Below are 26,663 nucleotides of genomic sequence, written 5' to 3'. Positions count from 1 at the left end.
GGCCGAGAATGCGTACCCTCTGTGCTTCGACCCTGATCGGCGAGTTCTTCGTCATCGGATTCGCCGGTCTGGTCGCCATGAAGGACCCGGACCTGTCCACCACGACGGTCTGGACGGTCAGCGGCATCGCCATGTTCCTGTGCCTGCTGCTGTGCGGCACGGTGACCCGCCCCGGCGGTGTCCTCTTCGGCTGGGTCCTGCAGATCGCCCTGATCGCCTCCGGCTTCGTCATCCCGGCCATGTTCTTCATGGGCGCGATCTTCGCGGCCCTGTGGTGGGCGTCCGTGCACTACGGCCGAAAGGTCGAGGAGGCGAAGGCCCGCTTCGCGGCGCAGGCCGACTCCTCCACACCTGACGCTGCGTAACAGTCGCACGGACACGCCCTGTAACCTCATCCCACCGCACACCGGCCGTAGAAGGAGCCCTCCCGTGAGCCAGCGCACCCTCGTCCTCCTCAAGCCCGACGCCGTCCGTCGTGGCCTGACAGGCGAGATCATCAGCCGTATCGAGCGCAAGGCCGGCTGGCAGATCACCGCGCTGGAGCTGCGCACCCTGGACCAGGACACCCTGGAGCAGCACTACGGCGAGCACAAGGGCAAGCCCTTCTACGAGCCGCTGGTGGAGTTCATGGCCTCCGGTCCGGTCGTGGCGCTGCTCGTCGAGGGCGAGCGGGTCATCGAGGGCGTGCGGGCGCTGGCCGGTCCGACCGACCCGATCGCCGCCGCCCCCGGCTCCATCCGCGGCGACTACGGCGTGATCGTGCGGGAGAACCTGATCCACGCCTCCGACTCCGAGGAGTCCGCCGAACGTGAGGTGAAGATCTTTTTCCCCGGCCGCGCGTAGCATCCGCGACGGCGGCAATGGGAGTCTGGGGGCATCGCCCCCGGACTCCTTGGCATATGCGTGGCCGATCGGGGGAACGGGTGTCCCCGAACGCCCGTCTCCAGAAGCGGACGCGCCCGTCATCTGCTGACAATGGCGGAGACCCTCCCGCGGTGTTCGCGAAGGCGCGTCTACGATGGAAGCCTTCACGTCACTGCGCCCACCTCGCCGACCTGAAAAGCCCTCAAAAAGCTCGTGGGAAGGCCAGAAGAATCCTGATGGGGAACTCAATGTCGTTCATCGGCCGTGACATGGCTGTCGACCTCGGGACCGCCAACACGCTGGTGTACGTCAGGGGTCGCGGGATCGTACTCAACGAGCCGTCCGTCGTCGCGATCAACACCAACACCGGTGGCATCCTCGCGGTCGGCGCCGAAGCGAAGAAGATGATCGGGCGCACGCCCGGCAACATCGTTGCCGTGCGTCCGCTGAAGGACGGCGTGATCGCCGACTTCGAGATCACCGAGCGGATGCTCCGCTACTTCATCCTGAAGATCCACAAGCGGCGGTATCTGGCTCGTCCGCGGGTCGTCGTCTGTGTGCCCTCGGGCATCACGGGTGTCGAGCGCCGCGCCGTCATCGAGGCGTCGTCCCAGGCCGGCGCCCGTCAGGTGCACATCATCGAGGAGCCCATGGCCGCGGCCATCGGCTCCGGCCTGCCGGTCCACGAGGCCACGGGCAACATGGTGGTGGACATCGGCGGCGGCACCACGGAGGTCGCGGTCATCTCCCTCGGCGGCATCGTCACCGCCCAGTCCATTCGCGTCGCGGGCGACGAACTGGACAACGCGATCATCCAGCACATCAAGAAGGAGTACTCGCTCCTCCTCGGTGAGCGGACGGCCGAGCAGATCAAGATCACGATCGGTTCGGCGTACGACCTCGACGCTGACGAGCACACCGAAATCCGTGGCCGGGACCTCGTCTCCGGGCTGCCCAAGACCGTCGTCATCTCGGCCGCCGAAGTCCGCAAGGCGATCGAGGAACCCGTCAACGCCATCGTCGACGCCGTCAAGACGACCCTCGACAAGTGCCCGCCGGAGCTGTCCGGCGACATCATGGACCGGGGCATCGTGCTGACGGGCGGCGGGGCGCTGCTGCGCGGCCTCGACGAGCGGCTGCGGCGCGAGACCGGCATGCCGATCCACATCGCCGAGGACCCGCTGGACAGCGTGGCGCTCGGCTCCGGCAAGTGCGTCGAGGAGTTCGAGGCGCTGCAGCAGGTGCTCGACGCCTCGCCGCGCAGATGACATAACGCTTCGATTCCGCCGTACGAGCTGATCTCTCTCGTACGGCGGATCGTTGATATAGAGGCATAAGCTCGCCCATAAACCTCCGAACACCTCAACAGCAGAACATCTCAACGCCCGAACACCTCAATACCCGAACACACCTCAACACCCGAACCTCTGCACATTCCTATGAGGAAGGCACGGCCGCCGCACGTGAGGGACACACGAGAGAGCCGACTGCTCCTGGTGCTGCTGGTCGCCATCGCGTTCGCGCTGATCACGGTGGACATCCGTGGCGGGGAGGACTCACCGGTCGACGGTGCCCGCCGGGGAGCGGCCACCGTCTTCGGCCCGATCGAGAACGGTGTGTCGGCCGCGGTCGACCCGGTCGGCAACGCCGTGTCGGCCATCCGTGACTCCGGTGAACGCCACGACCGGCTCGCCGGGCTGGAGAAGGAGAACGCGGCCCTCAAGGCGAAGCTCGGCAGCGACGACCGCAACCGCTCCCGGCTGACCCAGCTCGACAAGATGCTGAAGATCGCCGGAGAGGGCCAGTACGGCATCAAGGGTGCCGAGGTCATCGCGATAGGAGCGGCCCAGGGCTTCTCCTGGACCATCACCATCGACGTCGGCGCCAATGACGGCATCAAGCGCGACATGACCGTCCTGAACGGGGACGGGCTCGTCGGACGCGTGACCACCGTCGGTCCCGACACCGCCACGGTCCTGCTCGCCAACGACCCCGACTTCACCGTCGGCACCCGCATGGAGGCCGGCGACGAGCTCGGCTTCGCCTCCGGGCAGGGCGACCGCCCGCTGCGCGTCGAACTCCTCAACGGCAAGGCCGAGATCAAGAAGGGCGACCGCCTGGTCACCTTCGGCTCGGAGGCCGACAAGCCCTTCGTGCCCGGCGTCCCGGTCGGTGTGGTCTCCCGCGTCGACCCCGCCGGCGGCGGCCTCACCCGCATCCTCAACGTCACGCCGTACGTCAGCTTCACCAAGCTCGACATCGTCGGCGTGGTCGTCGCCGCCCCGAAGAAGGACCCGCGCGACACGGTGCTGCCCGCCAAGCCCGAACCGACCCCCACGCCGACCGTGACGGTGACCGTCACGCCGTCCGCGGACGCGCAGGTCGACGGCCAGACCCAGCCTGAGCAGTAGGAGCTGTAACCCATGCGTGCCAACCGGATCCTGCTCTCCTCCGCCCTGGTCGTCGTCGCCCTGGTGCTCCAGGTGAGCGTCCTCGCCCGCCTGCACCTCCCCGGCGCCGTCCCCGACCTGCTGCTCCTCACCGTCCTGGGCCTCGCCATGGTGTACGGCCATGTCGGCGGCGCCCTCGTCGGCTTCGGCGCCGGTCTGCTCGCCGACCTCGCCCCGCCCGCCGACCACGCGGCCGGCCGCTACGCCCTCGTGCTGTGCGTCATCGGCTACCTCGCGGGCCTGGCGAAACCGGACAACGGCAGACTGAAGTCGGCCACCGGCCCCATGGCCGTCGTGGTCGCCGCCGCCGTCGGCACCACCCTGCTGTACGCCGGTGTCGGCGCCCTCGTCGGCGACACCGCCGCCCGCAATGTCGGCCTCGGCAGCCTGCTGTTCACGGCCGCCCTCTACGACCTGCTGCTCGCCCCGTTCGTGGTCCCCGGGATCATGGCCCTGGCCCGGCGCGCAGAGAACGACCCGCTGGCCGAGAACAGCGCGGCCGCGGCCAAGGGCACCGACATCTCCTCCGGCTGGCTCTCCTCCGGCACCGGTCTGCGGATCGGCAGCCAGCGCGGCGGCCTCGGCGGACTGAAGGTGAAGGCCGCCCGGGCCCGCACGGCCCGCGCTGGCCGCATCAAGGGGGTCAAGCGGCTGTGACCGCGAGGGAGTTGGCCGGCCCACCGGCTCACAGGTCCGTCGTATATGACACATACACACACTGAGAGGGGGAGCGAGCAACAGTGACCAACATCCCCGAGACCGGCCGGACCCCACGGGTCCAGATCCGGCTCGTCGTCATCCAGATCCTCGTCCTCTCACTGCTCGGCACCCTCGGCGGACGCCTGTGGTACCTCCAGATCCGCGAGGGCGACGAGTACGCCAAGGAGGCCTCCGGCAACCACGTCCAGCAGGTCGTCGAGCCCGCCGTCCGCGGCTCGATCCTGGACGCGCGCGGAGTGCCCCTCGCCGACAACGAGACCCGGCTGGTGGTCTCCGCCTCCCGCACCGACCTGCTGAAGATGAAGGACGACGGCGAGGCCGTCCTCACCAAGCTGGCCGGCGTGCTGGGCATGAAGCCCCAGGACGTCATGGGGAAGGTCCGGCTGTGCGACGCCAAGACACCCCAGCCCTGCTGGAACGGCTCGCCGTACCAGCCGATCCCCATCACCGACGAGGCCACCGCCAAGCAGGCCCTGCAGATCCGTGAGCGCGCCGAGGACTTCCCCGGCATCACCGCCGAACCGGAGGCCGTGCGCCGTTACGCCGCCCCCGGCGAGGCCAACACCGCCCAGGTGCTCGGCTACCTCTCGCCCGTCACCGACGACGAGATCACCAAGGCCCAGGACACCGACTCGCCGTTTCTGCGCTCCGACCAGGTCGGCCGCTCCGGCCTGGAGCGCCAGTACGACAAGGAACTGCGCGGCAAGGCCGGCGTCACCCGCTACGAGGTCGACAACCTCGGCCGGGTCATCGGCGAGGCCGAGGCCGACCCCGCGCAGCCCGGCTCCAACCTCGTCACCAGCATCGACGCCCGCGTCCAGCGGGTCGCCGAGTACGAACTGAACGACGCCATGAAGAAGGCCCGCCAGGAGTGGGACCGCAACACCAACGAGAAGTACAAGGCCGACTCCGGCGCGGTCGTGGTGATGGAGAACAAGACCGGCCGCGTCGTCTCCATGGCGTCCAACCCGACCTACGACCCCAACGCCTGGGTCGGCGGCATCTCCGCCAAGGACTACGCCAGGCTCACCGGCAAGAGCTCCAACTACCCGCTGCTCAACAGGGCCATACAGGGTCAGTCCGCGCCGGGCTCCACCTTCAAGGTGATCTCCACGGCCGGCGCCGTCGAGGCCGGCTACGACTTCAACGGCCGCTACCCGTGCACAAGTTCCTACTCGGTCGGCGGTCAGGTCTTCAAGAACTTCGAGTCGGAGAACTTCGGCCCCATCTCGCTCGGCCGGGCGCTCGAGGTCTCCTGCGACACCGTCTTCTACGGCCTCGCCCACAGCGAATGGCAGAAGGACGGCGGCATCAACCCGAAGAAGGGCGAGCCCAAGGACTACTTCTTCAAGGCGGCCCACCAGTTCGGCCTCGGCAAGGAGACCGGCATCGACCTGCCCAACGAGGTCACCGGCCGGGTCCCCGACCGCCAGTGGAAGGAGAACTACTGGAAGGCCAACAAGGACGTCTGGTGCAAGACGGGGAAGAAGGACGGCGACTACGTCCAGAAGATCGCCTACGAGAACTGCCTCGAAGGCAACAAGATGCGCGCCGGTGACGAGATCAACTACTCCATCGGCCAGGGCGACACCCTCGTCACCCCGATCCAGATGGCCACGATCTACGCGGCCATCGGCAACGGCGGCACCCTGCACGACCCGACCGTCGGCAAGGCCGTCGTCAGCGCCGACGGCAAGACCGTCCGGGAGATCAAGCCCACGGCGCACGGCAAGCTGCCGATAAACAGCAAGACGCTGAGCGAGATGGACGAGGCCCTCGCGGGCGTCGCCACCCGAGGCACCGCCGCCTGGCGGTTCGCGCAGGTCGGCTGGCCCCAGGACAAGATCCCGATGCACGCCAAGACGGGTACCGCCGAGGTCTACGGCAAGCAGACGACGTCGTGGTTCGCCACGTACACCAAGGACTACACGGTCGTCATGACGATCTCCCAGGGTGGTACCGGCTCCGGCGCCTCCGGCCCGGCCGTCCGCAACATCTACGACGCGCTGTACGGCGTGTCCGACGACGGCACGATCAACCCGAAGAACGCGCTGCTGCCGACCCCGCAGAAGAGCCTGCCGAAGGTCCGTACGGACGGGACGATCAAGTCCCCGAAGATCGCCAAGGACCCGGCGAAGGACCAGCGGGCGAGCCAGAAGGGCGCGGCCGAACAGGACGAGACCCAGCAGGCGGCGACCGTGAACCCACCGACGACCGGCAACCGGGACACCCGGCGACGGTCGCGCAGGAGGGGAAGCCGGAGGATGCTCACATGACCGGCGCCAACAGCTTCCAGGTCTCCGGGTACGGGCCCGCACGCGCGGGCTGGACCCGGGTGTTCGCCCGTGACTCGCTCGCCCGCAGGATGGACTGGCCGATCCTGCTGGCGGCTCTGGCGCTCTCCGGCATCGGCTCACTCCTCGTCTTCTCGGCGACCCGCAACCGCACCGAGATCAACCAGGGCGACCCGTACTACTTCCTGATCCGGCACCTCATGAACACCGGCATCGGGTTCGCCCTGATGCTCGGCACGGTCTGGCTCGGCCACCGCGCACTGCGCACGGCCGTGCCGATCCTGTACGGCGCCTCGGTGTTCCTGATCCTGATGGTGCTGACCCCGCTGGGCTCGACGGTCAACGGCGCCCACTCGTGGATCGTGCTGGGCGGCGGCTTCTCGCTCCAGCCCTCCGAGTTCGTGAAGATCACGATCATCCTGGGCATGGCGATGCTGCTGGCCGCCCGGGTGGACGCGGGCGACAAGCCCTACCCCGACCACCGCACCGTTCTCCAGGCGCTCGGCCTGGCCGCCGTACCGATGCTGATCGTGATGCTGATGCCCGACCTCGGGTCGGTCATGGTCATGGTCATCATCGTGCTGGGTCTGCTGCTCGCCTCCGGCGCGTCCAACCGGTGGGTGTTCGGACTGCTCGGCGCGGGCGCGGCCGGCGCGATCGCCGTATGGCAGCTGCACATCCTGGACGACTACCAGATCGCCCGGTTCGCGGCCTTCGCCAACCCCAGCCTCGACCCCGCGGGCGTCGGCTACAACACCAACCAGGCCCGTATCGCGATCGGTTCCGGTGGTCTGACGGGCTCCGGGCTGTTCCACGGCTCGCAGACGACGGGCCAGTTCGTGCCCGAGCAGCAGACGGACTTCGTGTTCACGGTCGCGGGGGAGGAGTTGGGCTTCGTCGGCGCCGGCCTGATCGTCGTCCTGCTGGGCGTGCTGCTGTGGCGTGCCTGCCGCATCGCGCGGGAGACGACCGAGCTGTACGGCACGATCGTCGCCGCCGGCATCGTGGCGTGGTTCGCCTTCCAGGCCTTCGAGAACATCGGCATGACCCTCGGCATCATGCCGGTCACCGGTCTGCCGCTGCCGTTCGTGTCGTACGGCGGTTCGTCGATGTTCGCGGTCTGGGTGGCGGTGGGGCTATTGCAGTCCATCCGCGTGCAGCGCCCGATGTCCGCGTAGGGCAGGCCCTGGGCCTCCGGGCTGGGAATCGCCGCCGCCCGCCACTAGATTCAGGTCATGGCGGACACAAAGCGCGAGATCGAGCGGAAGTACGAGTCCGACGAGAGCGGGCTCCCCGACCTGACCGGCGTCGCCGGGGTCGCGTCCGTGATCGACAAGGGTGTCGCGCATCTGGACGCCACCTACTACGACACCGCGGACGAACGCCTCGCCGCGTCCTCGATCACCCTGCGCCGCCGCACGGGAGGCTCGGACGCGGGCTGGCATCTGAAGTTCCCGGTGGCCCCGGGCGTACGGGACGAGATCCAGGCCCCGCTCTCCGACTCCCTCCCCGACGTCCTCGCCGGGCTGATCCGCTCCCGGGTCCGGGACGCGGAACTGGTCCCCGTGGTCCGGCTGCGGTCGGCCCGGGACCTGCGCGACCTCCTCGACGCGGCGGGCCGACTGCTGGCCGAGGTCAGCGTGGACGCCGTCCGGGCCCAGCGGCTGACCGGCGGCGACGGCGAGGCCCAGTGGACCGAGATCGAGGTGGAACTCGCCGACGGGATCGACCCGGTCTTCCTCGACACGGTGGACAAGCGGCTGCGGAAGGCGGGGGTACGGCCGTCGGCGTCCGCCTCGAAGCTGGCGCGGGCACTGTCGGAGACGGCTCCCGAGGCGACCAAGGCCGGTAAGTCCTCCAAGTCCTCCAAGTCCTCCAAGTCGCCCAAGTCCTCCAAGACCTCCCAGGCCCCTCAGGCATCAGGGAAGAAGTCGGCGAAGAAGGCGCGGGCCTCTCAGGAGCCCGTGACCGCCGGGGACCACGTCGTCGCATACCTCCGCGCCCAGCGGGACGCGATCGTCGCGCTCGACCCGGCCGTCCGCCAGGACCTGGCCGACTCCGTGCACAGCATGCGCGTCGCCACCCGCCGCATGCGCGGCACCTTCAAGTCGTACGGCAAGATCCTCGACCGGGCCGTCACCGACCCGATCGGCGAGGAGTTGAAGTGGCTGGCCGGTGAGCTGGGCCTGGACCGGGACCGCGAGGTGCTCACCGAACGCCTGGCGGCGGCCCTCGACCAGGTGCCCGACACTTTGGTCACCGGCCCTGTCGGCAACCTGCTGAGCATGTGGGCGAGCGAGAGTCATGGCGGTGCGCGCACCCGGCTGATCGGCGTCCTGGACTCCGCGCGCTATCTCACCCTGCTCGACACCCTGGACTCGCTGGTCACCGACCCGCCGCTGCGGGACGCGGCCGGGAAGGAACCCGGCAAGGTGATCGCCGGGGCGGTACGGAAGGACTTCGACAAGGTCTCGGCGCTCGTCGAGGAGGCGCTGGAGCTGTCGCCCGGCGAGGACAGGGACGTGGCCGTGCACGAGGCCCGCAAGAAGACCAAGCGCACCCGCTACGCGGCGGAGGCGGCCACGCCGGCCCTCGGGCCGCCGGCCAAGAACCTGGCCAGGTCCATGAAGTCACTGCAGGGCCTGCTCGGTGACCACCAGGACAGCGTGATGGCCCGCCAGACCCTGCGTGAGCTGTCGGCGGCCGCGCACGCGGCGGGGGAGAGCGCGTTCACGTACGGGCTGCTGTACGGGCGTGAGGAAAGCCGTGCGGCGGCGGTGGAGGCCGAGCTGCCCGGGTTCTGGGCGGGGATCAGGGACGGGGCGGCCGCTCTCTGATCCGCCCGGTGTGCGGGCGGTGATCTTCCAAGCGTACGGAGGGTGGTCGCGGTCGCGTTAGTCTGGATGGTCAACCCCTGTCAGATCAGTCCTGTCCCGCTCACGAAGGTCGCGAGATGCCTGCCGAAGTCGCTGCGTCGGTGTTCCCGCAGCTCGAAGCTCTGCTCCCGCACGTGCAGAAGCCGATCCAGTATGTCGGCGGAGAGCTCAACTCCACGGTCAAGCCGTGGGAGTCGTGCGACGTCCGCTGGGCGCTGATGTACCCCGACGCGTATGAGGTCGGTCTGCCCAACCAGGGCGTCATGATCCTCTACGAGGTCCTGAACGAGCAGGAGGGCGTCCTCGCCGAACGCACCTACAGCGTGTGGCCTGACCTGGAGGCGCTGATGCGGGAGCAGCGTGTCCCGCAGTTCACCGTGGACAGCCACCGTCCCGTGAAGGCCTTCGACGTGTTCGGCCTGTCCTTCTCCACGGAGCTGGGCTACACGAACATGCTGACCGCGCTGGACCTGGCGGGCATCCCGCTGGAGTCGAAGGACCGTGGGCCGGACGACCCGATCGTGCTGGCCGGCGGCCACGCCGCCTTCAACCCCGAGCCCATCGCCGACTTCATCGACGCGGTGATCATCGGCGATGGCGAGCAGGCCGTGCTCGACATGACGCGGATCATCCGCGGGTGGAAGGCGGAGGGCTGCCCCGGCGGCCGCGAGGAGGTCCTCTTCCGCCTCGCGAGGACGGGCTCGGTGTACATCCCGGCGTTCTACGACGTCGAGTACCTCGCGGACGGCCGTATCGCCCGCGTGGTCCCCAACAAGTCGGGCGTCCCGTGGCGCGTGTCCAAGCACACGGTGATGGACCTGGACGAGTGGCCCTACCCCAAGCAGCCCCTGGTCCCGCTCGCCGAGACCGTCCACGAGCGCATGTCGGTGGAGATCTTCCGCGGCTGCACGCGCGGCTGCCGCTTCTGCCAGGCGGGCATGATCACCCGCCCGGTCCGTGAGCGCTCCATCACCGGCATCGGCGACATGGTGGAGAAGGGTCTGAAGGCGACGGGCTTCGAGGAGGTGGGCCTGCTGTCCCTGTCCTCGGCGGACCACTCGGAGATCGGCGACATCGCGAAGGGCCTGGCCGACCGGTACACGGAGGACAAGATCGGCCTGTCCCTCCCCTCGACCCGCGTGGACGCGTTCAACGTCGACCTGGCGAACGAGCTGACACGCAACGGCCGCCGGTCCGGTCTGACCTTCGCCCCCGAGGGCGGCTCCGAGCGCCTGCGCAAGGTCATCAACAAGATGGTCTCGGAAGAGGACCTGATCCGCACGGTCGCCACCGCGTACGGCAACGGCTGGCGCCAGGTGAAGCTCTACTTCATGTGCGGCCTGCCGACCGAGACCGACGACGACGTCCTCCAGATCGCCGACATGGCGATGAAGGTCATCCAGAAGGGCCGCGAGGTCTCCGGCGCGAACGACATCCGCTGCACGGTGTCGATCGGCGGCTTCGTCCCCAAGCCGCACACCCCCTTCCAGTGGGCCCCGCAGCTCTCCGCCGAGGAGACGGACGCCCGCCTGGAGAAGCTCCGCGACAAGATCCGCGGCGACAAGAAGTACGGCCGCTCCATCGGCTTCCGCTACCACGACGGCAAGCCCGGCATCGTGGAAGGCCTGCTGTCCAGGGGCGACCGCCGCATCGGCGCCGTCATCCGCGCGGTCTACGAGGACGGCGGCCGCTTCGACGGCTGGCGCGAACACTTCTCCTACGACCGCTGGATGCGATGCGCGGACAAGGCGCTGCCCGCCTTCGGCGTCGACGTCGCCTGGTACACCACCCGCGAGCGCGCCTACGAGGAGGTCCTCCCCTGGGACCACCTCGACTCCGGCCTCGACAAGGACTGGCTCTGGGAGGACTGGCAGGACTCCCTCGACGAGACGGAGGTCGAGGACTGCCGGTGGACGCCCTGCTTCGACTGCGGGGTGTGTCCGCAGATGGACACGTCCATTCAAATCGGGCCGACGGGCAAGAAGTTGCTGCCTCTGGCGGTCAAGAACGCCGCACCGGCTCCCAGCGGTCACACGCACTGAGGTGAGCGGTCTCTGAGCCCCTTCCCTGACCCGGAGGGGGCTCAGTGGTGTCCGGTCAGGCTCGGCAGCCGCAGCCGGATGCCGACTTCGCCTCGGCGACGGTGAGGGCCGGATCTGAGGACGCCTCGGCGTCGGTGCAGCAGGCGTTCACGCCGCAGCAGGTGGCGGCTGAGTCGGTTGACCGGGTGCTGTGCTCGGCGGTCGCGGGCTTGGAGGCTCGGACGATGGCGGAGTGCATGCCGTCGGCGACAGGGTGGGTGGGCGTGATGTCGACTGCGGTGAATCCGGCTGCTTCGAGTCCTTCCCGGTACTCGGTGAAGGACAGGGCGCCGGCGATGCAGCCGACGTAGTCGCCGCGCTCGGCGCGCTGGGCCGCGGTCAGGGAGTCGTCGGCGACGACGTCCAAGACGCCGATGCGGCCGCCGGGCCTGAGGACGCGGAAGGTTTCGGCGAAGACGGCGGGCTTGTCGGTGGACAGGTTGATCACGCAGTTGGAGATCACGACGTCGACGGTGTTCGCGGGCAGTGGGATGGCCTCGATGGTGCCCTTCAGGAACTCGACGTTGGTCGCCTTGGCCCGCGCGGCGTTGGCCAGGGCGAGTTCGAGCATCTCGTCGGTCATGTCGAGACCGTAGGCCTTGCCGGTGGGGCCGACGCGGCGGGCGGAGAGCAGGACGTCGATGCCGCCGCCGGAGCCGAGGTCGAGGACGCGTTCGCCCTCGTGGAGATCGGCGACGGCGGTGGGGTTGCCGCAGCCGAGGGAAGCGGCCAGGGCCTCGGCGGGCAGGGTGTCGCGCTCGACGTCGGCGTACAGGGTGGAGCCGAAGTTCTCGTCTACCTCGACGGGCTCGGGTCCGCAACAGGCGGTGCCGCCTTCGGTGACCTTCACCGCTGTGGCGGCGTAGCGTCGGCGGACCGTTTCGCGCAGGTCGGTGGACTGCTCGGACATGACTCACTCCTGGGGTGGCGAGGTAGGGCGGTGCCACGGAACGGCTTGTATTGATGTCTGTCGATTCAACCTTGCGCCTTGGATTGAAAAACGTCAACATAGAGGCATGTCGAAACAAGAGCTGAGGATCCTCGGGCAGGACGCTGACGACGGCTGCTGCCAGGGACTCGCGTCCGCTCCTCTGGCCGAGGAGGACGCGGCCGACCTGGCGAGAATCTTCAAGGCCCTGGGAGACCCGGTCCGCCTGCGGCTGATGTCGATGATCGCCTCACGGGGGCAGGACGGCGAGGTGTGCGTGTGCGAGCTGACGCCGGCGTTCGACCTGTCCCAGCCGACGATCTCGCACCATCTCAAGCTGTTGCGGCAGGCGGGACTCATCGACTGCGAGCGGCGTGGGACCTGGGTGTACTACTGGGTGCGGCCGGGGGCTCTGGACCGGTTGGCCGCGTTCCTGACCACAGCCCAGCCTGTCGGGGCCCCCGCGTGAGCGTCCCGTTGGCCCGGCGTGCACTGGCCGAAGGGATCGGTACGGCCGCGCTCGTGACCGTGGTGGTCGGCTCCGGCATTCAGGCGGCCGAGCTGTCGAGTGACGTAGGCGTGCGGTTGCTCGCCAACTCGCTGGCCACCGTGTTCGGACTGGGCGTGCTGATCGTGCTCCTCGGTCCGGTCTCGGGCGCCCACTTCAACCCGGTGGTCACCCTCGCGGCCTGGTACTGGGGGCGTGCCCGCGGTGAGGGGCCGCGCGGGCGGGATGTGGCGGCGTACCTCCCCGCGCAGATCGTCGGGGCGGTCGTCGGAGCGATGGCCGCCAACGCGATGTTCGCCGAACCGCTGGTCAGCTGGTCCACACACGACCGCTGGGCCGGTCACCTCTGGCTCGGCGAGGTCGTCGCGACGGCGGGACTGGTGCTGCTGGCCCTGGGGTTGAACCGGGTGGGGCGTGCTCACCTGGCGCCCGCTGCCGTGGCGTCCTACATCGGGGCCGCGTACTGGTTCACGTCCTCGACGTCCTTCGCCAATCCGGCGGTGACCATCGGGCGGGCGTTCACGGACACGTTCGCCGGGATCGCGCCGGGTTCCCTCGTCCCGTTCATCGTCGCCCAACTCGTCGGCGCGGTCATCGGCTCGGTCCTGGTGGCCGTGTTGTTCGGGCGCCCCGCCGGCGCCGGGAGCGACGTGCCCGCTCGGCAGGGCGCCGACCCCGTGGCCTCTCCCGCTCCCTGATCCTCTTCCGCTCCCTGATCCGCGATCCCCAGGAGGCCGCCGCCATGACCGCGTCCACCGACCGCTCGTCCGTGCTCTTCGTCTGCGTTCACAACGCGGGTCGTTCCCAGATGGCCGCCGCCTTTCTCACGCACCTCGCCGCGGACCGGGTCGAGGTCCGCTCTGCGGGCTCGGCGCCCGCCGACACGGTCAACCCGGCCGTGGTGGAGGCGATGCAGGAGGTCGGCATCGACATCTCCGCCGAGACACCGAAGCTGCTTGACGTCGATGCCGTGCGCGCCTCGGATGTCGTCATCACCATGGGGTGCGGTGACACCTGCCCGGTGTTCCCGGGCAAGCGGTACCTCGACTGGCGACTCGACGATCCCGCGGGGCAGGGCGTCGAGGCCGTGCGCCCGATCCGGGACGAGATCGAGCGTCGGGTCCGGGGGCTGTTGAGCGAGCTGGCCGGCTGACCCACTTCCTACTTGCTGGCGGCGAAACGCATCAGGGCGAGCTCGTCGCCCTGTTTGATCTTGCCCGTCGTGTTGATCACTTCCAGTTTCCACGCGGCGCCGACCCGCACGGCCTTGGCGACGGCGCAGCCGTTGTCCGTGGTGAGCATGCTGGGCCAGATGTCGGCGACCTGCTGGGTGCTGCCGCCGCTCGCGTCGTACACCTTGAAGCTGATGTTGCGCGCCTTCTGGAAGGAACTGCCCTTCTTGTAGGCGGCGGCGACGAACACGATCGAGTTGATGTGGGGTGGGATCTTCGCGAACTCGACCGTGACGGTCTCGTCGTCGCCGTCCCCGTGGCCGGTCTGGTTGTCGCCGCTGTGCAGCAGGGAGCCGTTCCCGATGGGGTCGAGCGAGTCGAGGCCCGCCAGGCGCACCGGATCTCCGTCGTGCATGGCGATGGCGATCAGATCGAGGTCGGTGCCGGTCTTCCGGCGGAACTTGCCCATCACTCCGCCGCTGCTGCCGGCGGTGGGATCCCAGGACACCCCGATGGACAGATGGGTCACCCCGTCCAGGTCCGCGGGACCGTCTTCCTTGGTGAGCGTAATCATGTGTGGATCATCCTCTGGGCTACGGGATCGGGACACTCGAATACTGCCTGGCTCGCGGCCGAACGGGGTAGCCCCGCGTGCACCGGTGTGTTCCGGGTTCGAGTCTGTCTCCATGAGCATCCGCCCATGGGTCGTTGTCGAGGCACCGGACAGCCGTGGGCTGCGTCGGGTCACCGTGGACGGCGAGACCGTGGGCAGCGCCTGGTCGCCGGGCGAACTACGGAGGATTCTCGGACGCCTCGGCTGCCCGGAGGACATGGACCTGGCTGATCCGGCGTCCCTGTACTGGCGCGGGGGCGACAGCGGGACATGGCCCGACCACGCTTGGCGAAGGCGCGCGGCCATGGTGCTCCTGATGGCCGGGCTGATCGCGTCCATGGCCCTCAACGCGGTGATCGGATGGCCGGACGCCTCGGGCGCGCTGACTTTCGCGCAGCGGATCAGTGGGGTTCTGTTCGTCCTGTCGGGTGTGGTGCAGGGTGTGGCGGCCGTCGCGGCACTCGACTACGGCGGGAGACGGAGGTTCCGGGCCTCTGGGGCGATCGCCCTGCTCGGTGTGCTCATCGCACTGGCCACCGACAGCCTCCTGCTGTTCATGTGGTTCGAGGAGATGGAGTTCACGCCCTATGTGCTGGTGTTCATTCCTCTGTGGTGCTGGTCCCTCTGGGCGCTGTTCGTACTTGTCCGCGACGCATCGTGGAAGGAAATCCCGCGGCCAAAGAGATTCGCGGCCGGGGTGGCCGCCACCGCGCTTCTGACGGGCATCAGCCTGGCGTATTCCACCATGTACCAACCTACGGCGGCCCCGATGCACTTCACTCTGAGGGCGGATTTCGGGAAGTCGCGGTTGGATCGTACGGTCCCGTTCGTCCAGGTCCCTTTGACGCTTTACATGAAGAACACCGGAGGAATTCCGGTGTACATCATCAATGACATCTACACGGTCCGCGCCAGGGGCGCCAAGTATGACCAGCATCCCGGCAAGGAGGATCTGGAGTTGCAGTGGCAGGAAAGCGCGGGGAAGCGGCGCGAGGAAGCGGAGCATTACATCCGGAAAATCAGATTCACCAGGCTGAGCAGCGGACATTTCTACGGCCCCGGCAGCCGGATCGAAGCCGGGCAGGAATACACGCTCAAGCACGTGTTCCAGCTGCCCATGGACGCCACGTACGACACGGTGAGTGTCGACCTGAAGATTTCATACATGAGGAAGGACCGAGGAAAACTCGATGTGGAGGAGTTTGAAACTCCTCATTATTCCTGGAAAGAGGAGGAGGGGCGGTACTACTGTCCCGTGGAAAAAGGATGCAGTCGGAATGTCATTTACCACGCGAGGGTGCGGCACAACAACAACCTGGTCAATCTGACCCGCAGACCGCGTTTTGTGACGGCGATCTGGTCTCCGGTACGCGGTCCCACGTCCTCCATCTCGCCGTTCGACTTCGGAGGGGAGTCGGGTTTCGTGCCGGAGGAAAAGAGAGAGATGGACCGGTACGGGGCTGCGGACGTGTCCCTCAGATCAGAGGTGTCTCTCGCGGAACTGCTGAGGTCTTCCGGCGTCTGACAGCGGGCCGCGCTACTCCTCGCCGGCCTCCACGAGCCAGTTGCCCACTTCGACGTCGTAGTCCTGGTCGAGGTCGGAAGCCGTCTGCTCGCACTGGGAAGCCGGTGTGCTGCCGAGGGCGGCGAACAGTCGGTCCCGCGGCACGAGTTCGGCGAGCTCGGTGATGAGCTGCGCGATCTCGACCGGGGCGTGGACGTTCGCGTCGTTCCGCAACTGTGCGAGGACGTCGAGGAACTCGTCCCTTTCCTTCGCGGACACCTTGGCCTTCCAGAAGTCCTTGACCCCCTCGGTGTCCCAACTGTCGGGAACCAGGTCCTTCAGTCCCTCGGCGAGCCTGTGCTCCGCCACCGACTCGAAGACGGCGTTGGTGCACACCCTGGCCTCTTCGGCGAGGGACGCTTCCTGCTCGCTGTCAGTCGACGCGGCATCCTCCTGCTCCTCGCCCATGCGAGCGCCCTGATCCTCCATGTCCGTCTTGGCCTCGGCCTTTTCCTTCGCTGACGTCTTGGGATCGCTGTACTTCCTGAGCGACTGACTGTGCCGGTGCGCCGTCTCCGTCAGCTCTTCACTCTGCTCCGGGGGCGTCTCCGGGGCGGCGGCCGTGGCCAACCCGGTGCTCACGTAGACGGCATTGTCAGCGACGCGCGGCTCACCATGGGCTCTCCCCACCGCGGCATACAGATTTCGCATGGTCGGGATCTGCTGGTCCCGCTGCTCCTGCGGAGTTTCGGGATCACAGATCATCTTCACCGCGGACGTCGACCGCTTCACCACCACGATGACCAAGGACTGCTCCTCGGGCGGCACCTGCGGGTCTTGGCTGATCCGCAGGGTGAAGGACGTCTCCTTCACGAGCGTGATCAGCTGTTCCCGCAGTTCGTCGGGGGTGCTGTCGTCGGCGATGGTGGTCAGTGCGGTGGTCAGCTGCCGCGCGCTCTCGATGACTCCCTGCCGGTCCTGCGGCGATGTCCCCGGGTCCTCGACTGCTTCGAGCGTGGTCGTCAATTCGTCAACAGTCGACGCGAGTTCCTCGGGGAGGTCTTCCTTCATCTCGTTCAGACTCGTCATCACGTCGTCAATTTGTTCCGTTTGTTCCGCAGGGGGATCCGCCGCCCCTCGGTCTGTGTCACCGGAATCTGAACCTGAATCGGACGGCTGTGACGACTGGTCAGAGGTCGGTGTGTACCCCGGATCCGACGACGACGTATCACTCGGTGCGGACCCGGTGTCGGTGGCCGTGGGCGTCGGCGCGTCACTCGGCTCCGACGGGGGAGGCGGCGTGTCCTCGGGGGGCGGCGTGTACTCGGGTGAAGGAGGCGGTGCCGTCTCGGCGGGGGAGGCCGTCCTGCTCGCGCCGGGGGCCTGAAGCGCTGTCACCGCACCTGTCAGACCTGCTGGAAATGCGAGCGCCGCAGCCAAGAGGGATGCGTTGACGCTGTGGAAGGCACGTCGCCGGGAGAATCTGGCCATGGTGGTTCCAGATGCGCTTCGCGTGGTGTCCGCTTCATCCGTCGCGGACCCGGGCCCATGAATCCACTGTTCACCCGGTCGGCGCATCCCGCAACGCGAACGCCTGGCCGCGGGCCCGCTGTTGTCGTCGGAGTGGGGGGATTTCGAGAACGAGTGGAGCAAACGGTGCGGTACGGGATCCAGACGGGCGACTGAGGCGTCTACGCCGATATGGACCTCGAGAAGCCACCGGCTCAGCCGCAGCGACAGGCAACACCCGAAGGGTGTCTTGCCGTTGCGATTCGGATCCCTGTGCGGATCGTGGTGCTCGTGCTGGTCGTGCCGGTGCGGATGGTGTGGGACGCGCTCGTTGTTGTCGGGCGGGTTCTGAGGGACACCGTGCTCAGGCCGTTCGGGCGGGCACTGGCGTGGCTCGGCACGGCTCTGTTCGTCTGGCCGTTCGTCGGCCTGTGGCGATATGTCGTCGTGCCGATCGGGCGGGCGATCGGCTGGCTCGGGAACGTGCTCGTCGTGGTGCCGCTCCGGTGGCTGTACCGGTATGCGCTGACGCCCCTCGGGCACGCCCTCGCGTGGATCGCCCGGGGGATCGGTACCGGGCTGGCGTGGGTCGTCCTCGGGATCGGCGCGGGGCTGGCGTGGGTCGCGCGAGGGGTCGGCGCGGGGCTGGCGTGGGTCGCGCGAGGGGTCGGTGCCGGGCTGGCGTGGGTCGCGCGGGGGATCGGTGCCGGGCTCGCATGGCTGTACGCGCGTCTGCTCACCCCGGTGGGGCATGCCGTCATGTGGGCGCTGCGGGGTCTCGGCACGGTGCTCGGCGCCCTGGCGCTCGGTGTCTTCGGCGTGCTGGCCTGGCTGGTGCGCCACCTCGTCGTCGTGCCCGGCGTGTGGGTGTACACGTGGATCCTGACGCCGGCCGGGCATGCGATCGCCTGGTGTGCGAGAGGGGTGATGTGGGCCCTGACCATGACCGTCACCGGGGTGGGCGTGGCTCTCTACTGGGTGACCCGGGTGCTGTTCGTGCTGCCCGCCCTCGCCCTGTGGCGCTGGGTCCTCGTACCGGTCGGTCGCGTACTCGCCGTCCTGGGGAGGGAGGTGGCGGACGCCCTGGGGCACGCCTGGCGGATAGCGGGGTACATCTCGCTCGCCGTCGGCCGGTTCCTCGGGACCCTCTTCCGGTGGATCTTCGTGGAGCCGGTGCGCTGGGTGTACCGGACGGTCCTCACGCCTGTCGGACACATGGTCCGGGACCTCGTCCTGCGGCCCGCCGCCGAGGCCGCGCGCAGTGTCGGACGGGCCACCCGGCAGGCTCTCGCCGCGGCCCGTGAGTCCGCGAGACAAGCCCGCGCCGACTTCCGGCGCATTGTTTTCGGGGAGTCGGGGCAGCCGCAGAGAGTGGACCGGCGGGAACCCACGGGCGCCGAGACACGTACTCTTGGTAGTAGTACGACCGCTCTCACTAAGGACTGAACGACACTGGGCAAGCGACAGCCCGAAGGCCCGCCGCCCGCACCCGCGGTGCAGCGCATCCGACTGCGCTACACCAAGCGCGGCCGCCTCCGGTTCACCAGCCACCGTGACTTCCAGCGCGCCTTCGAGCGTGCGTTGCGCCGTGCCGAGGTGCCGATGGCGTACTCGGCGGGGTTCACGCCGCACCCGAAGGTGTCGTACGCCAATGCCGCACCCACCGGCACGGGCAGTGAGGCGGAGTATCTGGAGATCGCGCTCACCGCGGCGCGTGATCCGGAGCGTCTGAGAGCCCTGCTCGACGAGTCGATGCCCACGGGGCTCGATGTCATCGACGCCGTCGAGGCACGGACCTCGGGGCTCGCCGACCGGCTCACGGCTTCCGTATGGGAGCTGCGGCTGGACGGGGTGGACCCGGCCGAGGCCGAGCGTGCGGTGGCGGGCTTCAACGCCGCCGAGGCTGTCGAGGTCCAGCGCCGGACCAAGAACGGCCTGCGGACCTTCGACGCGCGCCCGGCGGTGGTCCAGCTCGAAACACACAGTTCCCAGGCTGATAGGCCTACCGACCAGCCCTGTGCGATACTGCGCCTGGTTGTTCGGCACGTGACGCCTGCCGTACGACCCGACGACGTCCTGTCCGGTCTTCGCGCCGTGGCCGACCTGGCGCCGCCGGTCCCCGCAGCGGTGACCAGGCTGGCGCAGGGGCTGTTCGATGAAGAGACCGGCACGGTGACCGACCCGCTCGCGCCTGACCGCGAGGCAGTGACGGCCCCATCCATGGCCGCTCCCGCTGCCGCCGCGACGGCGTCGGCGTAAGGAAGGTTCCGCGTAGGGACACGTCGTAGCGCCGCCCTCGGACTCGGGAGCCACCTGGGTCGGGCAGCGCACCGACCACAAGACTTTCGCCAGGCCGTACGCAATCGGTGTACGGAACCGGTGAGACAGGACACAGAGAGCTCCCGTGCGGCGCCCGCGCCCCGGACGGCGGCACCGCGCATCGCGCGAGCCGCGGACGTCAACGGCGATCGAGATGATCGACGCCGGACCAGCGCGGCGCCCGGGAGCCTGACGGGAGACAAGCCCGCATGCTCGAACCGACCGAACCCACCGAGGGTTCCGAACCGAACACCCCCAGCGACACCCTGCCGCCGCGTCGTCGGCGCCGTGCCGCTTCCCGACCGGCGGGTCCGCCGGTCGGCACCGCCGAAACCCCGGCGGAGACCGTCGCGCCGGCCATACCGGCCGCGCAGGCCGAGGACCTCGTGACCGACGAGGACGAGAAGATCGCCGAGGGCATCGAGGGTGCCGAGGCGGCTGAGGCCGAGGAGACAGTGGCTGTGGCTGACGTCGCGGGGGCCGACGAGGCCGGTGGCACCGGTGAGACCGCTGAGGTTCAGGGCGCTGCCGAGGCCGCGCCCGCCGGGCGGCCGCGTCGGCGTGCCACGCGTCGGGCCTCCGCGCCCGCCGGGGCGCCCGCGTCCGCCGAGGTCGCCGAGACCGTCGTACCCGTGACCGTCGTCCAGCAGACCGCGTCCGCCGAGGACACCGTGCGGGAGAGCCCGGCTGCCGCCGAGGCCGAGGAGGCCGCTCCGCGTCGTTCGCGTCGACGGGCCACTCGTCAGGTGTCCGCGCCCCCGCCGGCCGCCATTGAGGCCGGGACCGAGGACACCGCGACGTCGGACGCCGTGGCCGAGGAGGCCGTGGTCCAGGAACCCGTGGCCGAGGAGGCCGTGCCTGCCGGGCGTACGCGTCGGCGGGCCGGACGTCGGGCTTCCGCGCCCGCCGGGGCACCGAAGGCGGCCGAGGTCGTTGACGGCGCCGAGAGTGTCGAGGTGGCGCAGGCCGTCGAGACCGCCGAGAGCGCCGGGGAGCCGGTGGACCTCTCGGACGTGACGGAGACGAAGGACGGCGACACCGCCGCCGAGGCCGAGGAGGCTGCTCCGCGTCGTTCGCGTCGGCGGGCCACCCGTCGGGTCTCCGCACCCGAGGCCGCCGAGGCGGCCGCGTCCGAGTCGGCCGCGGCGAGTGCCGCCGCGCCCGAGCCGGAGACCGCCGCCGTAGAGAGCGGAAGCGCCGAGGCGATCCAGGCTCCCGCCGCGGACGAGGCGCCCGAGGACGCCACGCCGCGTCGCCGTCGTCGTGCCGTACGCAAGGCCGCGACCGGTTTCGCCGCGCCCGCGCACTCGGCCGGAGGCAAGACCGCCGAGACCCGCGAGACCGCCGAGGACGCCGAGGACGACGCCCCGCGTCGGCCCAAGCGGCCGGCCGTCGCCGTGTTCCAGGCGCCCGTCTTCACCGAGCCGCAGTTCCAGACCCCGCAGCGGGCCGCCGCCGAAGCCGCCGCCGTGGTGGAGACAGACACGGCCGAGGAGAGCGAGCAGTACACCGAGCAGCCCGCCGAGGAGTTCGCCGAGGAGCAGGGCGCGGGACGGCGCCGGCGTCGCCGCCGGGGCTCCGGCTCCGCGCAGGAGTCCGAGGACCGGGCCGCCGCCGACACCGCCGTTGAGGAGGAGCCGGAGGAGTCCGAGGAGTCCGCCGAGGACGGCGTCGACGGGGACGACACCGAGGAGACCGGCTCGCGCCGCCGTCGCCGTCGGGGTGGCCGCCGCCGTCGTCGGGGCGACTCCGCCGACGCCGAGTCCGGTGAGGGTCAGGACGCCGACGCCGACGCGGACGACTCGGCCGACGCACAGGACACCGAGGACACCGCCGAGCAGGACGACGACGAGGACGCCGAGGACCGCGAGGATTCCGGTGGCGCCGGCTCCAGCAGCAGCCGTCGTCGTCGGCGCCGCCGTCGGCGTTCCGGTGACTCCTCCACCGACGCCGAGCCGGGCGACGGCGACCCGGAGCGCACGGTCGTCAAGGTCCGGGAGCCGCGCAAGCCCACCGAGCCGTCCGATGAGGTGCAGTCCATCAAGGGCTCGACCCGTCTGGAGGCGAAGAAGCAGCGCCGCCGCGAAGGCCGTGAGCAGGGCCGCCGCCGCGTCCCGATCATCACCGAGGCCGAGTTCCTGGCCCGCCGTGAGGCCGTCGAGCGCGTGATGGTCGTCCGGCAGAGCGGTGAGCGCACGCAGATCGGCGTCCTGGAGGACGGCGTGCTCGTCGAGCACTACGTCAACAAGGAGCAGGCCACCTCGTACGTCGGCAACGTCTACCTGGGCAAGGTCCAGAACGTGCTGCCGTCGATGGAGGCCGCCTTCATCGACATCGGCAAGGGCCGCAACGCGGTTCTCTACGCCGGTGAGGTCAACTTCGAGGCGCTCGGCATGGCCAACGGGCCGCGCCGCATCGAGGCTGCCCTGAAGTCCGGCCAGCCCGTGCTCGTCCAGGTGACGAAGGACCCGATCGGACACAAGGGCGCCCGTCTGACCAGCCAGGTCTCCCTGCCGGGCCGCTACCTCGTGTATGTGCCCGAGGGCTCGATGACCGGCATCAGCCGCAAGCTGCCCGACACCGAGCGGTCCCGGCTGAAGACCATCCTCAAGAGGATCGTCCCCGAGGACGCGGGCGTCATCGTGCGCACCGCCGCCGAGGGCGCGAGCGAGGACGAGCTGCGCCGTGACGTCGAACGGCTGCAGGGGCAGTGGGAGGACATCCAGAAGAAGGCCAAGAACGGCGGCAACGCGCCGACGCTGCTGTACGGCGAGCCGGACATGACCGTCCGGGTCGTGCGGGACATCTTCAACGAGGACTTCTCCAAGGTCATCGTCAGCGGCGACGAGGCCTGGTCGACCATCCACGGGTACGTCGCGCATGTCGCGCCCGACCTCGCGGACCGGCTGTCCAGGTGGACCTCCGAGGTCGACGTCTTCGCCACGTACCGGATCGACGAGCAGCTCGCCAAGGCGCTGGACCGCAAGGTCTGGCTGCCCAGCGGCGGTTCGCTGGTGATCGACCGGACCGAGGCGATGATCGTCGTCGACGTCAACACCGGCAAGTTCACCGGGCAGGGCGGCAACCTGGAGGAGACGGTCACCAGGAACAACCTGGAGGCGGCCGAGGAGATCGTGCGTCAGCTCAGGCTGCGCGACCTCGGCGGCATCATCGTGATCGACTTCATCGACATGGTCCTGGAGTCCAACCGGGATCTGGTGCTGCGGCGCCTGCTGGAGTGCCTGGGCCGGGACCGTACGAAGCACCAGGTCGCCGAGGTGACCTCGCTGGGGCTGGTGCAGATGACCCGCAAGCGGGTCGGCCAGGGGCTGTTGGAGTCGTTCTCCGAGACCTGCGTCCACTGCAACGGCCGCGGTGTCATCGTGCACATGGAGCAGCCGAGCTCCGTCGGTGGCGGCGGCAAGCGCCGCAAGCGCGGGCGCGGCGGTGACGGGCAGACGCACGAGCACGAGGTGGACACGGCCGAGGCCCTGGACGAGACCGAGACCGAGGCCGAGGTCGCCGCGGAGGTCGCCGAGCCGCTGGCGCTGGCCGAGCCCGAGTTCGTGCCCGACGAGGAGCTGTACAGCAGCGTCGCCGAGGCGGAGGCCTCGGCCGGTCGGGGTCGCACGCGGCGCCGGGCGAGCCGACGGGCGTCGGCCCCGGCGGGCGCCCCGAACCGCGGTGAGAAGCGGGACGACAGGCGCGCGGACCGGCGGGACGAGGCGAAGGCCGAGGCCAGGGCCGACGTGCGGGCCGAGGTCCCGACGGCTCAGGACGTGACGGCCGAGGAAGAGGTCGAGCGTCCCGTACAGCCGCAGGAGGCCGCCGTCGCACAGGCCGGGCCCATGGCCGCCGAAGACCCGGTCGTCGAGGCTCCGGCCGAGCCACCGGTCGCCGAGGAGGCCGCGCCCAAGGGCCGTACTCGTCGCCGCGCCACCCGCAAGGTGTCCGCGCCGGCCGGTTCCCCCGCGGGAGCCGAAGCGGCCGTGGTGACGGTCGCCGAGTCCGCGCCGCCGGTGGAGGAGACGCCGGTCGCGCAGCCTGCCGAGCAGTCCGAGGCCCCGGCCGAGGCGCCCGCCGAGAGCGGTGCCCCGGCCCGGCCGCGGCGCCGCGCCGTGCGGAAGGCCACCGCGTCCACCGCGTCCGAGGAAGCGGCCGTGATGGTCGTCCCGGCCACCGCGGAGACCGGCACGGACGCCGGTGCGCAAGCGGGTGCGCAGGACGGCGCCGAGGCATCGGCCGCAGAGGAAGCCGGCGCAGAGGAAGCCGTTCCGGCCAAGAAGACGGCCCGTAAGACGGCCAAGAAGGCCACCGCGAAGAAGGCCGCCACCAAGAAGACCGCGGCCAAGAAGACGGTCGCCAAGAAGGTGACGGCCAAGAAGGCGGCGAAGACCACCACCGCCAAGACGGCCGCGAAGAAGGCGACGTCGAAGAAGACCGTGGCGGCCGAGCAGCAGCCGGTCCGGTCCGTCTCCAGCGCTGCCGACGAGGGCTGACACCCCGCCGTACGAAAAACCTGATCCGCCCCCGGTCCGACGACCGGGGGCGGATCACGTTCTTTTCGGTCCCGCGAGCCATCGCCCACCACTCGAATGTGTGAATGAAAGGTGAACCGGTGATCAGGCGGGCGGTTATGATGTGAGCCGAGATTGCCGTTAAATTCAGACAAGCTGGGATTTTCGATCCCTACATAGCCAACAGTATTGGGGCGCAATACGTGAAGGCTCTCGTGCTCTCCGGGGGAGCGGGCACCCGCCTCCGTCCGATCACCCACACCTCGGCCAAGCAGTTGGTGCCGGTCGCCAACAAGCCCGTGCTCTTCTACGGCCTCGAAGCGATCGCCGAAGCAGGCATCAGTGAGGTCGGCATCGTGGTCGGCGACACCGCCGACGAGATCCGCGAGGCGGTGGGCGACGGCTCCCTCTTCGGGATCAAGGTCACCTACATTCCGCAGGAAGCGCCGCTGGGCCTCGCCCACGCCGTGCTCATCGCGCAGGACTTCCTCGGTGACGACGACTTCGTCATGTACCTCGGCGACAACTTCATCGTCGGTGGCATCACCGGTCTGGTGGACGGGTTCCGTGTCGAGCGGCCCGAGGCGCAGATCCTGCTGACCAAGGTCCCCAACCCCACCTCCTTCGGTGTCGCGGAGCTCGACGGCGACGGCCGGGTGGTGGGCCTGGAGGAGAAGCCGGCGCAGCCGAAAAGCGATCTGGCACTCGTCGGCGTCTATCTGTTCACCCCGGCCATTCACGAGGCCGTCCGCTCCATCGAGCCTTCCTGGCGCGGCGAGCTGGAGATCACGCACGCCATCCAGTGGCTGATCGACGCGGGGCGTGACGTCCGCTCCACCACCATCTCCGGCTACTGGAAGGACACCGGCAACGTCACCGACATGCTGGAGGTCAACCGGTCCGTCCTGGAGACCGTGCAGGCGGTGAACGAGGGCACGGCGGACGAGGGCAGCGAGATCATCGGCCGGGTGCGCATCGAGGCGGGCGCCCGGGTCAGCGGCAGCCGGATCGTCGGACCGGTGATCATCGGTGCCGGCTCGGTGGTCAACGACGCGTACATCGGCCCCTACACCTCGGTCTCGCAGGACTGCCGGATCGAGGACAGCGAGATCGAGTACTCCATCGTGCTGCGAGGGTCGTCGGTGACCGGCGTGCGCCGGGTGGAGGCCTCGCTCATCGGGCGTGACGTCGAGGTGACGCCCGCTCCCCGTAACCCCAAGGCCCACCGGCTCGTGCTCGGTGATCACAGCAAGGTGCAGATCTCCTCATGACCGCCCCTTCGGCCGCTACGGCCCACCCGACCCGGATCCTCGTGACCGGCGGTGCCGGCTTCATCGGCTCGCACTACGTCCGTACGCTGCTCGGGCCAAAGGGCCCCGGTGATGTCGCGATCACCGTCCTGGACAAGCTGACGTACGCGGGCAACCCGGCCAACCTCGACGAGGTGCGCGCGCACCCGCGCTTCGACTTCGTGCGGGGTGACATCTGCGACCCCGAACTGGTCGGCAAGCTGATGGCCGAGCACGACGAGGTCGTGCACTTCGCCGCCGAGTCGCATGTCGACCGCTCCATCGACGGGGGCGCGGAGTTCGTCCGCACGAACGTGGTCGGCACGCACACGCTCATCGACGCGGCGCACCGGGCCGGCATCAAGACCTTCGTGCACATTTCCACCGACGAGGTGTACGGCTCCATCGACGAGGGCTCCTGGCCCGAGACCCACCCGCTGGAGCCCAACTCGCCCTATTCCTCGGCGAAGGCCTCCAGTGACCTGATCGCGCTGTCGTACCACCGCACCCACGGCCTGGACGTCCGCGTCACCCGCTGCTCCAACAACTACGGGCACCACCACTTCCCCGAGAAGGTCATCCCGCTCTTCGTCACCAACCTCCTCGACGGCAAGAAGGTCCCGCTGTACGGCGACGGCGGCAACGTCCGCGACTGGCTGCACATCGACGACCACGTCCAGGGCATCGACCTGGTCCGCACCAAGGGCCGCGCGGGCGAGGTCTACAACATCGGCGGCGGCACCGAGCTCTCCAACAAGGAGCTCACCGGGCTGCTGCTCAAGGCGTGCGGCGCCGACTGGGAGACCAGCGTCGAGTACGTCGAGGACCGCAAGGGCCACGACCGCCGCTACTCCGTCGACTGCACGAAGATCCGCGAGGAACTCGGCTACGAGCCCCGCAAGAGCTTCGAACAGGGCCTGGCCGAGACGGTCAAGTGGTACCGCGACAACCGGGCCTGGTGGGAGCCGCTGAAGGAGCGCGCGGCCCTGAACTGAAGCCGCCGCCCCGCTCTCCGGGCC

21 protein-coding genes are annotated in these 26,663 nt (G+C 69.4%); 18 read left to right on the top strand and 3 right to left on the bottom strand.

Going from position 1 to position 26,663, the window contains the following annotated elements:
• Positions 1–8 precede the first annotated feature (8 nt).
• The 9 genes from AB0H86_RS14295 to AB0H86_RS14255 all read left to right on the top strand — a co-directional run bounded on the left by AB0H86_RS14295 (position 9) and on the right by AB0H86_RS14255 (position 11,246).
• Positions 9–365 (top strand): DUF4233 domain-containing protein, encoded by a 357-nt coding sequence (locus tag AB0H86_RS14295; protein ID WP_362437026.1) that lies wholly within the window; start codon positions 9–11, stop codon positions 363–365.
• Between the two features lie 64 nt (positions 366–429).
• Positions 430–843, top strand: coding sequence for a nucleoside-diphosphate kinase (gene ndk / locus AB0H86_RS14290; protein WP_362437024.1), 414 nt, complete (start codon positions 430–432; stop codon positions 841–843).
• A 269-nt stretch (positions 844–1,112) separates the two neighbouring features.
• A complete protein-coding gene (locus AB0H86_RS14285; protein ID WP_123999956.1) occupies positions 1,113–2,132 on the top strand; it encodes a rod shape-determining protein in 1,020 nt (339 codons plus the stop codon).
• 195 nt (positions 2,133–2,327) lie between these two features.
• Entirely contained in the window at positions 2,328–3,275 is a 948-nt protein-coding gene (mreC, locus tag AB0H86_RS14280; RefSeq protein ID WP_362437022.1) for a rod shape-determining protein MreC, read from the top strand.
• Between the two features lie 12 nt (positions 3,276–3,287).
• Positions 3,288–3,971, top strand: coding sequence for a rod shape-determining protein MreD (gene mreD / locus AB0H86_RS14275; protein WP_362437020.1), 684 nt, complete (start codon positions 3,288–3,290; stop codon positions 3,969–3,971).
• An 83-nt stretch (positions 3,972–4,054) separates the two neighbouring features.
• Positions 4,055–6,310 (top strand): penicillin-binding protein 2, encoded by a 2,256-nt coding sequence (mrdA, locus tag AB0H86_RS14270; RefSeq protein ID WP_362437018.1) that lies wholly within the window; start codon positions 4,055–4,057, stop codon positions 6,308–6,310.
• The gene (gene rodA, locus AB0H86_RS14265) at positions 6,307–7,506 is read left to right on the top strand and encodes a rod shape-determining protein RodA (protein ID WP_362437016.1); all 1,200 of its coding nucleotides are present in this window, start codon (positions 6,307–6,309) and stop codon (positions 7,504–7,506) included. Before mrdA ends, rodA begins: the two co-directional genes overlap by 4 nt.
• A gap of 57 nt (positions 7,507–7,563) precedes the next feature.
• On the top strand, positions 7,564–9,165 hold the full coding sequence (locus tag AB0H86_RS14260) for a CYTH and CHAD domain-containing protein (protein ID WP_362437014.1): 1,602 nt from the start codon (positions 7,564–7,566) through the stop codon (positions 9,163–9,165).
• Between the two features lie 116 nt (positions 9,166–9,281).
• The gene (locus tag AB0H86_RS14255; RefSeq protein WP_362437012.1) at positions 9,282–11,246 is read left to right on the top strand and encodes a TIGR03960 family B12-binding radical SAM protein; all 1,965 of its coding nucleotides are present in this window, start codon (positions 9,282–9,284) and stop codon (positions 11,244–11,246) included.
• 55 nt (positions 11,247–11,301) lie between these two features.
• On the opposite strand, the gene arsM is transcribed toward AB0H86_RS14255, so the two are convergent.
• Complete coding sequence (arsM, locus tag AB0H86_RS14250) at positions 11,302–12,195, bottom strand: arsenite methyltransferase (RefSeq protein WP_362437010.1); 894 nt, start codon at positions 12,193–12,195, stop codon at positions 11,302–11,304.
• Between the two features lie 106 nt (positions 12,196–12,301).
• Here arsM and AB0H86_RS14245 point away from each other — a divergent pair, with 106 nt between their 5' ends.
• Genes AB0H86_RS14245 through AB0H86_RS14235 form a run of 3 tightly spaced genes read left to right on the top strand, consistent with a single transcriptional unit; the run spans position 12,302 to position 13,874 of the window.
• A complete protein-coding gene (locus tag AB0H86_RS14245) occupies positions 12,302–12,682 on the top strand; it encodes a metalloregulator ArsR/SmtB family transcription factor (protein WP_362437008.1) in 381 nt (126 codons plus the stop codon).
• The gene (locus AB0H86_RS14240) at positions 12,679–13,419 is read left to right on the top strand and encodes an aquaporin (RefSeq protein ID WP_362437006.1); all 741 of its coding nucleotides are present in this window, start codon (positions 12,679–12,681) and stop codon (positions 13,417–13,419) included. Before AB0H86_RS14245 ends, AB0H86_RS14240 begins: the two co-directional genes overlap by 4 nt.
• 44 nt (positions 13,420–13,463) lie before the next feature.
• A complete protein-coding gene (locus AB0H86_RS14235) occupies positions 13,464–13,874 on the top strand; it encodes an arsenate reductase ArsC (RefSeq protein WP_362437004.1) in 411 nt (136 codons plus the stop codon).
• An 8-nt stretch (positions 13,875–13,882) separates the two neighbouring features.
• On the opposite strand, the gene AB0H86_RS14230 is transcribed toward AB0H86_RS14235, so the two are convergent.
• Positions 13,883–14,467 carry a TerD family protein gene (locus AB0H86_RS14230; protein ID WP_362437002.1) on the bottom strand — a complete coding sequence of 195 codons (585 nt, stop codon included), beginning with the start codon at positions 14,465–14,467 and terminating at the stop codon, positions 13,883–13,885.
• Between the two features lie 112 nt (positions 14,468–14,579).
• On the opposite strand from AB0H86_RS14230, the gene AB0H86_RS14225 reads away from it, so the two are divergent.
• Positions 14,580–16,031, top strand: a complete 1,452-nt coding sequence (locus AB0H86_RS14225) for a hypothetical protein (protein WP_362437000.1) — start codon at positions 14,580–14,582, stop codon at positions 16,029–16,031.
• Positions 16,032–16,043: 12 nt separating this feature from the next.
• On the opposite strand, the gene AB0H86_RS14220 is transcribed toward AB0H86_RS14225, so the two are convergent.
• Positions 16,044–17,102 (bottom strand): hypothetical protein, encoded by a 1,059-nt coding sequence (locus tag AB0H86_RS14220; protein ID WP_362436998.1) that lies wholly within the window; start codon positions 17,100–17,102, stop codon positions 16,044–16,046.
• A gap of 609 nt (positions 17,103–17,711) precedes the next feature.
• Between AB0H86_RS14220 and AB0H86_RS14215 the strand changes: the two genes are divergently transcribed.
• From AB0H86_RS14215 to rfbB, 5 genes are all read left to right on the top strand, one after another.
• Positions 17,712–18,965, top strand: a complete 1,254-nt coding sequence (locus AB0H86_RS14215) for a hypothetical protein (RefSeq protein WP_362436996.1) — start codon at positions 17,712–17,714, stop codon at positions 18,963–18,965.
• Positions 18,966–19,013: 48 nt separating this feature from the next.
• Positions 19,014–19,778, top strand: a complete 765-nt coding sequence (locus AB0H86_RS14210) for a TIGR03936 family radical SAM-associated protein (RefSeq protein ID WP_362436994.1) — start codon at positions 19,014–19,016, stop codon at positions 19,776–19,778.
• Positions 19,779–20,047: 269 nt separating this feature from the next.
• Positions 20,048–24,337 (top strand): Rne/Rng family ribonuclease, encoded by a 4,290-nt coding sequence (locus tag AB0H86_RS14205; RefSeq protein ID WP_362436992.1) that lies wholly within the window; start codon positions 20,048–20,050, stop codon positions 24,335–24,337.
• Positions 24,338–24,558: 221 nt separating this feature from the next.
• The gene (locus AB0H86_RS14200) at positions 24,559–25,626 is read left to right on the top strand and encodes a glucose-1-phosphate thymidylyltransferase (RefSeq protein WP_362436990.1); all 1,068 of its coding nucleotides are present in this window, start codon (positions 24,559–24,561) and stop codon (positions 25,624–25,626) included.
• Entirely contained in the window at positions 25,623–26,639 is a 1,017-nt protein-coding gene (gene rfbB / locus AB0H86_RS14195) for a dTDP-glucose 4,6-dehydratase (protein ID WP_362436988.1), read from the top strand. The genes AB0H86_RS14200 and rfbB overlap by 4 nt, the downstream gene beginning before the upstream one ends.
• The last annotated feature ends 24 nt before the right edge of the window (positions 26,640–26,663 follow it).

Source organism: Streptomyces sp. NPDC050997 (assembly GCF_040660135.1).
Lineage (GTDB): Bacteria > Actinomycetota > Actinomycetes > Streptomycetales > Streptomycetaceae > Streptomyces.
This window is presented reverse-complemented; position numbering and strand designations above follow the sequence as displayed.

Coding starts and splice junctions, on each gene's coding strand:
- AB0H86_RS14295 (WP_362437026.1), top strand. CDS start 9: ATGCGTACCCTCTGTGCTTCGACCCTGATCGGCGAGTTCTTCGTCATC.
- AB0H86_RS14225 (WP_362437000.1), top strand. CDS start 14,580: ATGAGCATCCGCCCATGGGTCGTTGTCGAGGCACCGGACAGCCGTGGG.
- rfbB (WP_362436988.1), top strand. CDS start 25,623: ATGACCGCCCCTTCGGCCGCTACGGCCCACCCGACCCGGATCCTCGTG.
- AB0H86_RS14205 (WP_362436992.1), top strand. CDS start 20,048: ATGCTCGAACCGACCGAACCCACCGAGGGTTCCGAACCGAACACCCCC.
- AB0H86_RS14260 (WP_362437014.1), top strand. CDS start 7,564: ATGGCGGACACAAAGCGCGAGATCGAGCGGAAGTACGAGTCCGACGAG.
- mreD (WP_362437020.1), top strand. CDS start 3,288: ATGCGTGCCAACCGGATCCTGCTCTCCTCCGCCCTGGTCGTCGTCGCC.
- AB0H86_RS14285 (WP_123999956.1), top strand. CDS start 1,113: ATGTCGTTCATCGGCCGTGACATGGCTGTCGACCTCGGGACCGCCAAC.
- AB0H86_RS14230 (WP_362437002.1), bottom strand. CDS start 14,467: ATGATTACGCTCACCAAGGAAGACGGTCCCGCGGACCTGGACGGGGTG.
- arsM (WP_362437010.1), bottom strand. CDS start 12,195: ATGTCCGAGCAGTCCACCGACCTGCGCGAAACGGTCCGCCGACGCTAC.
- AB0H86_RS14235 (WP_362437004.1), top strand. CDS start 13,464: ATGACCGCGTCCACCGACCGCTCGTCCGTGCTCTTCGTCTGCGTTCAC.
- AB0H86_RS14255 (WP_362437012.1), top strand. CDS start 9,282: ATGCCTGCCGAAGTCGCTGCGTCGGTGTTCCCGCAGCTCGAAGCTCTG.
- rodA (WP_362437016.1), top strand. CDS start 6,307: ATGACCGGCGCCAACAGCTTCCAGGTCTCCGGGTACGGGCCCGCACGC.
- AB0H86_RS14245 (WP_362437008.1), top strand. CDS start 12,302: ATGTCGAAACAAGAGCTGAGGATCCTCGGGCAGGACGCTGACGACGGC.
- AB0H86_RS14215 (WP_362436996.1), top strand. CDS start 17,712: ATGGACCTCGAGAAGCCACCGGCTCAGCCGCAGCGACAGGCAACACCC.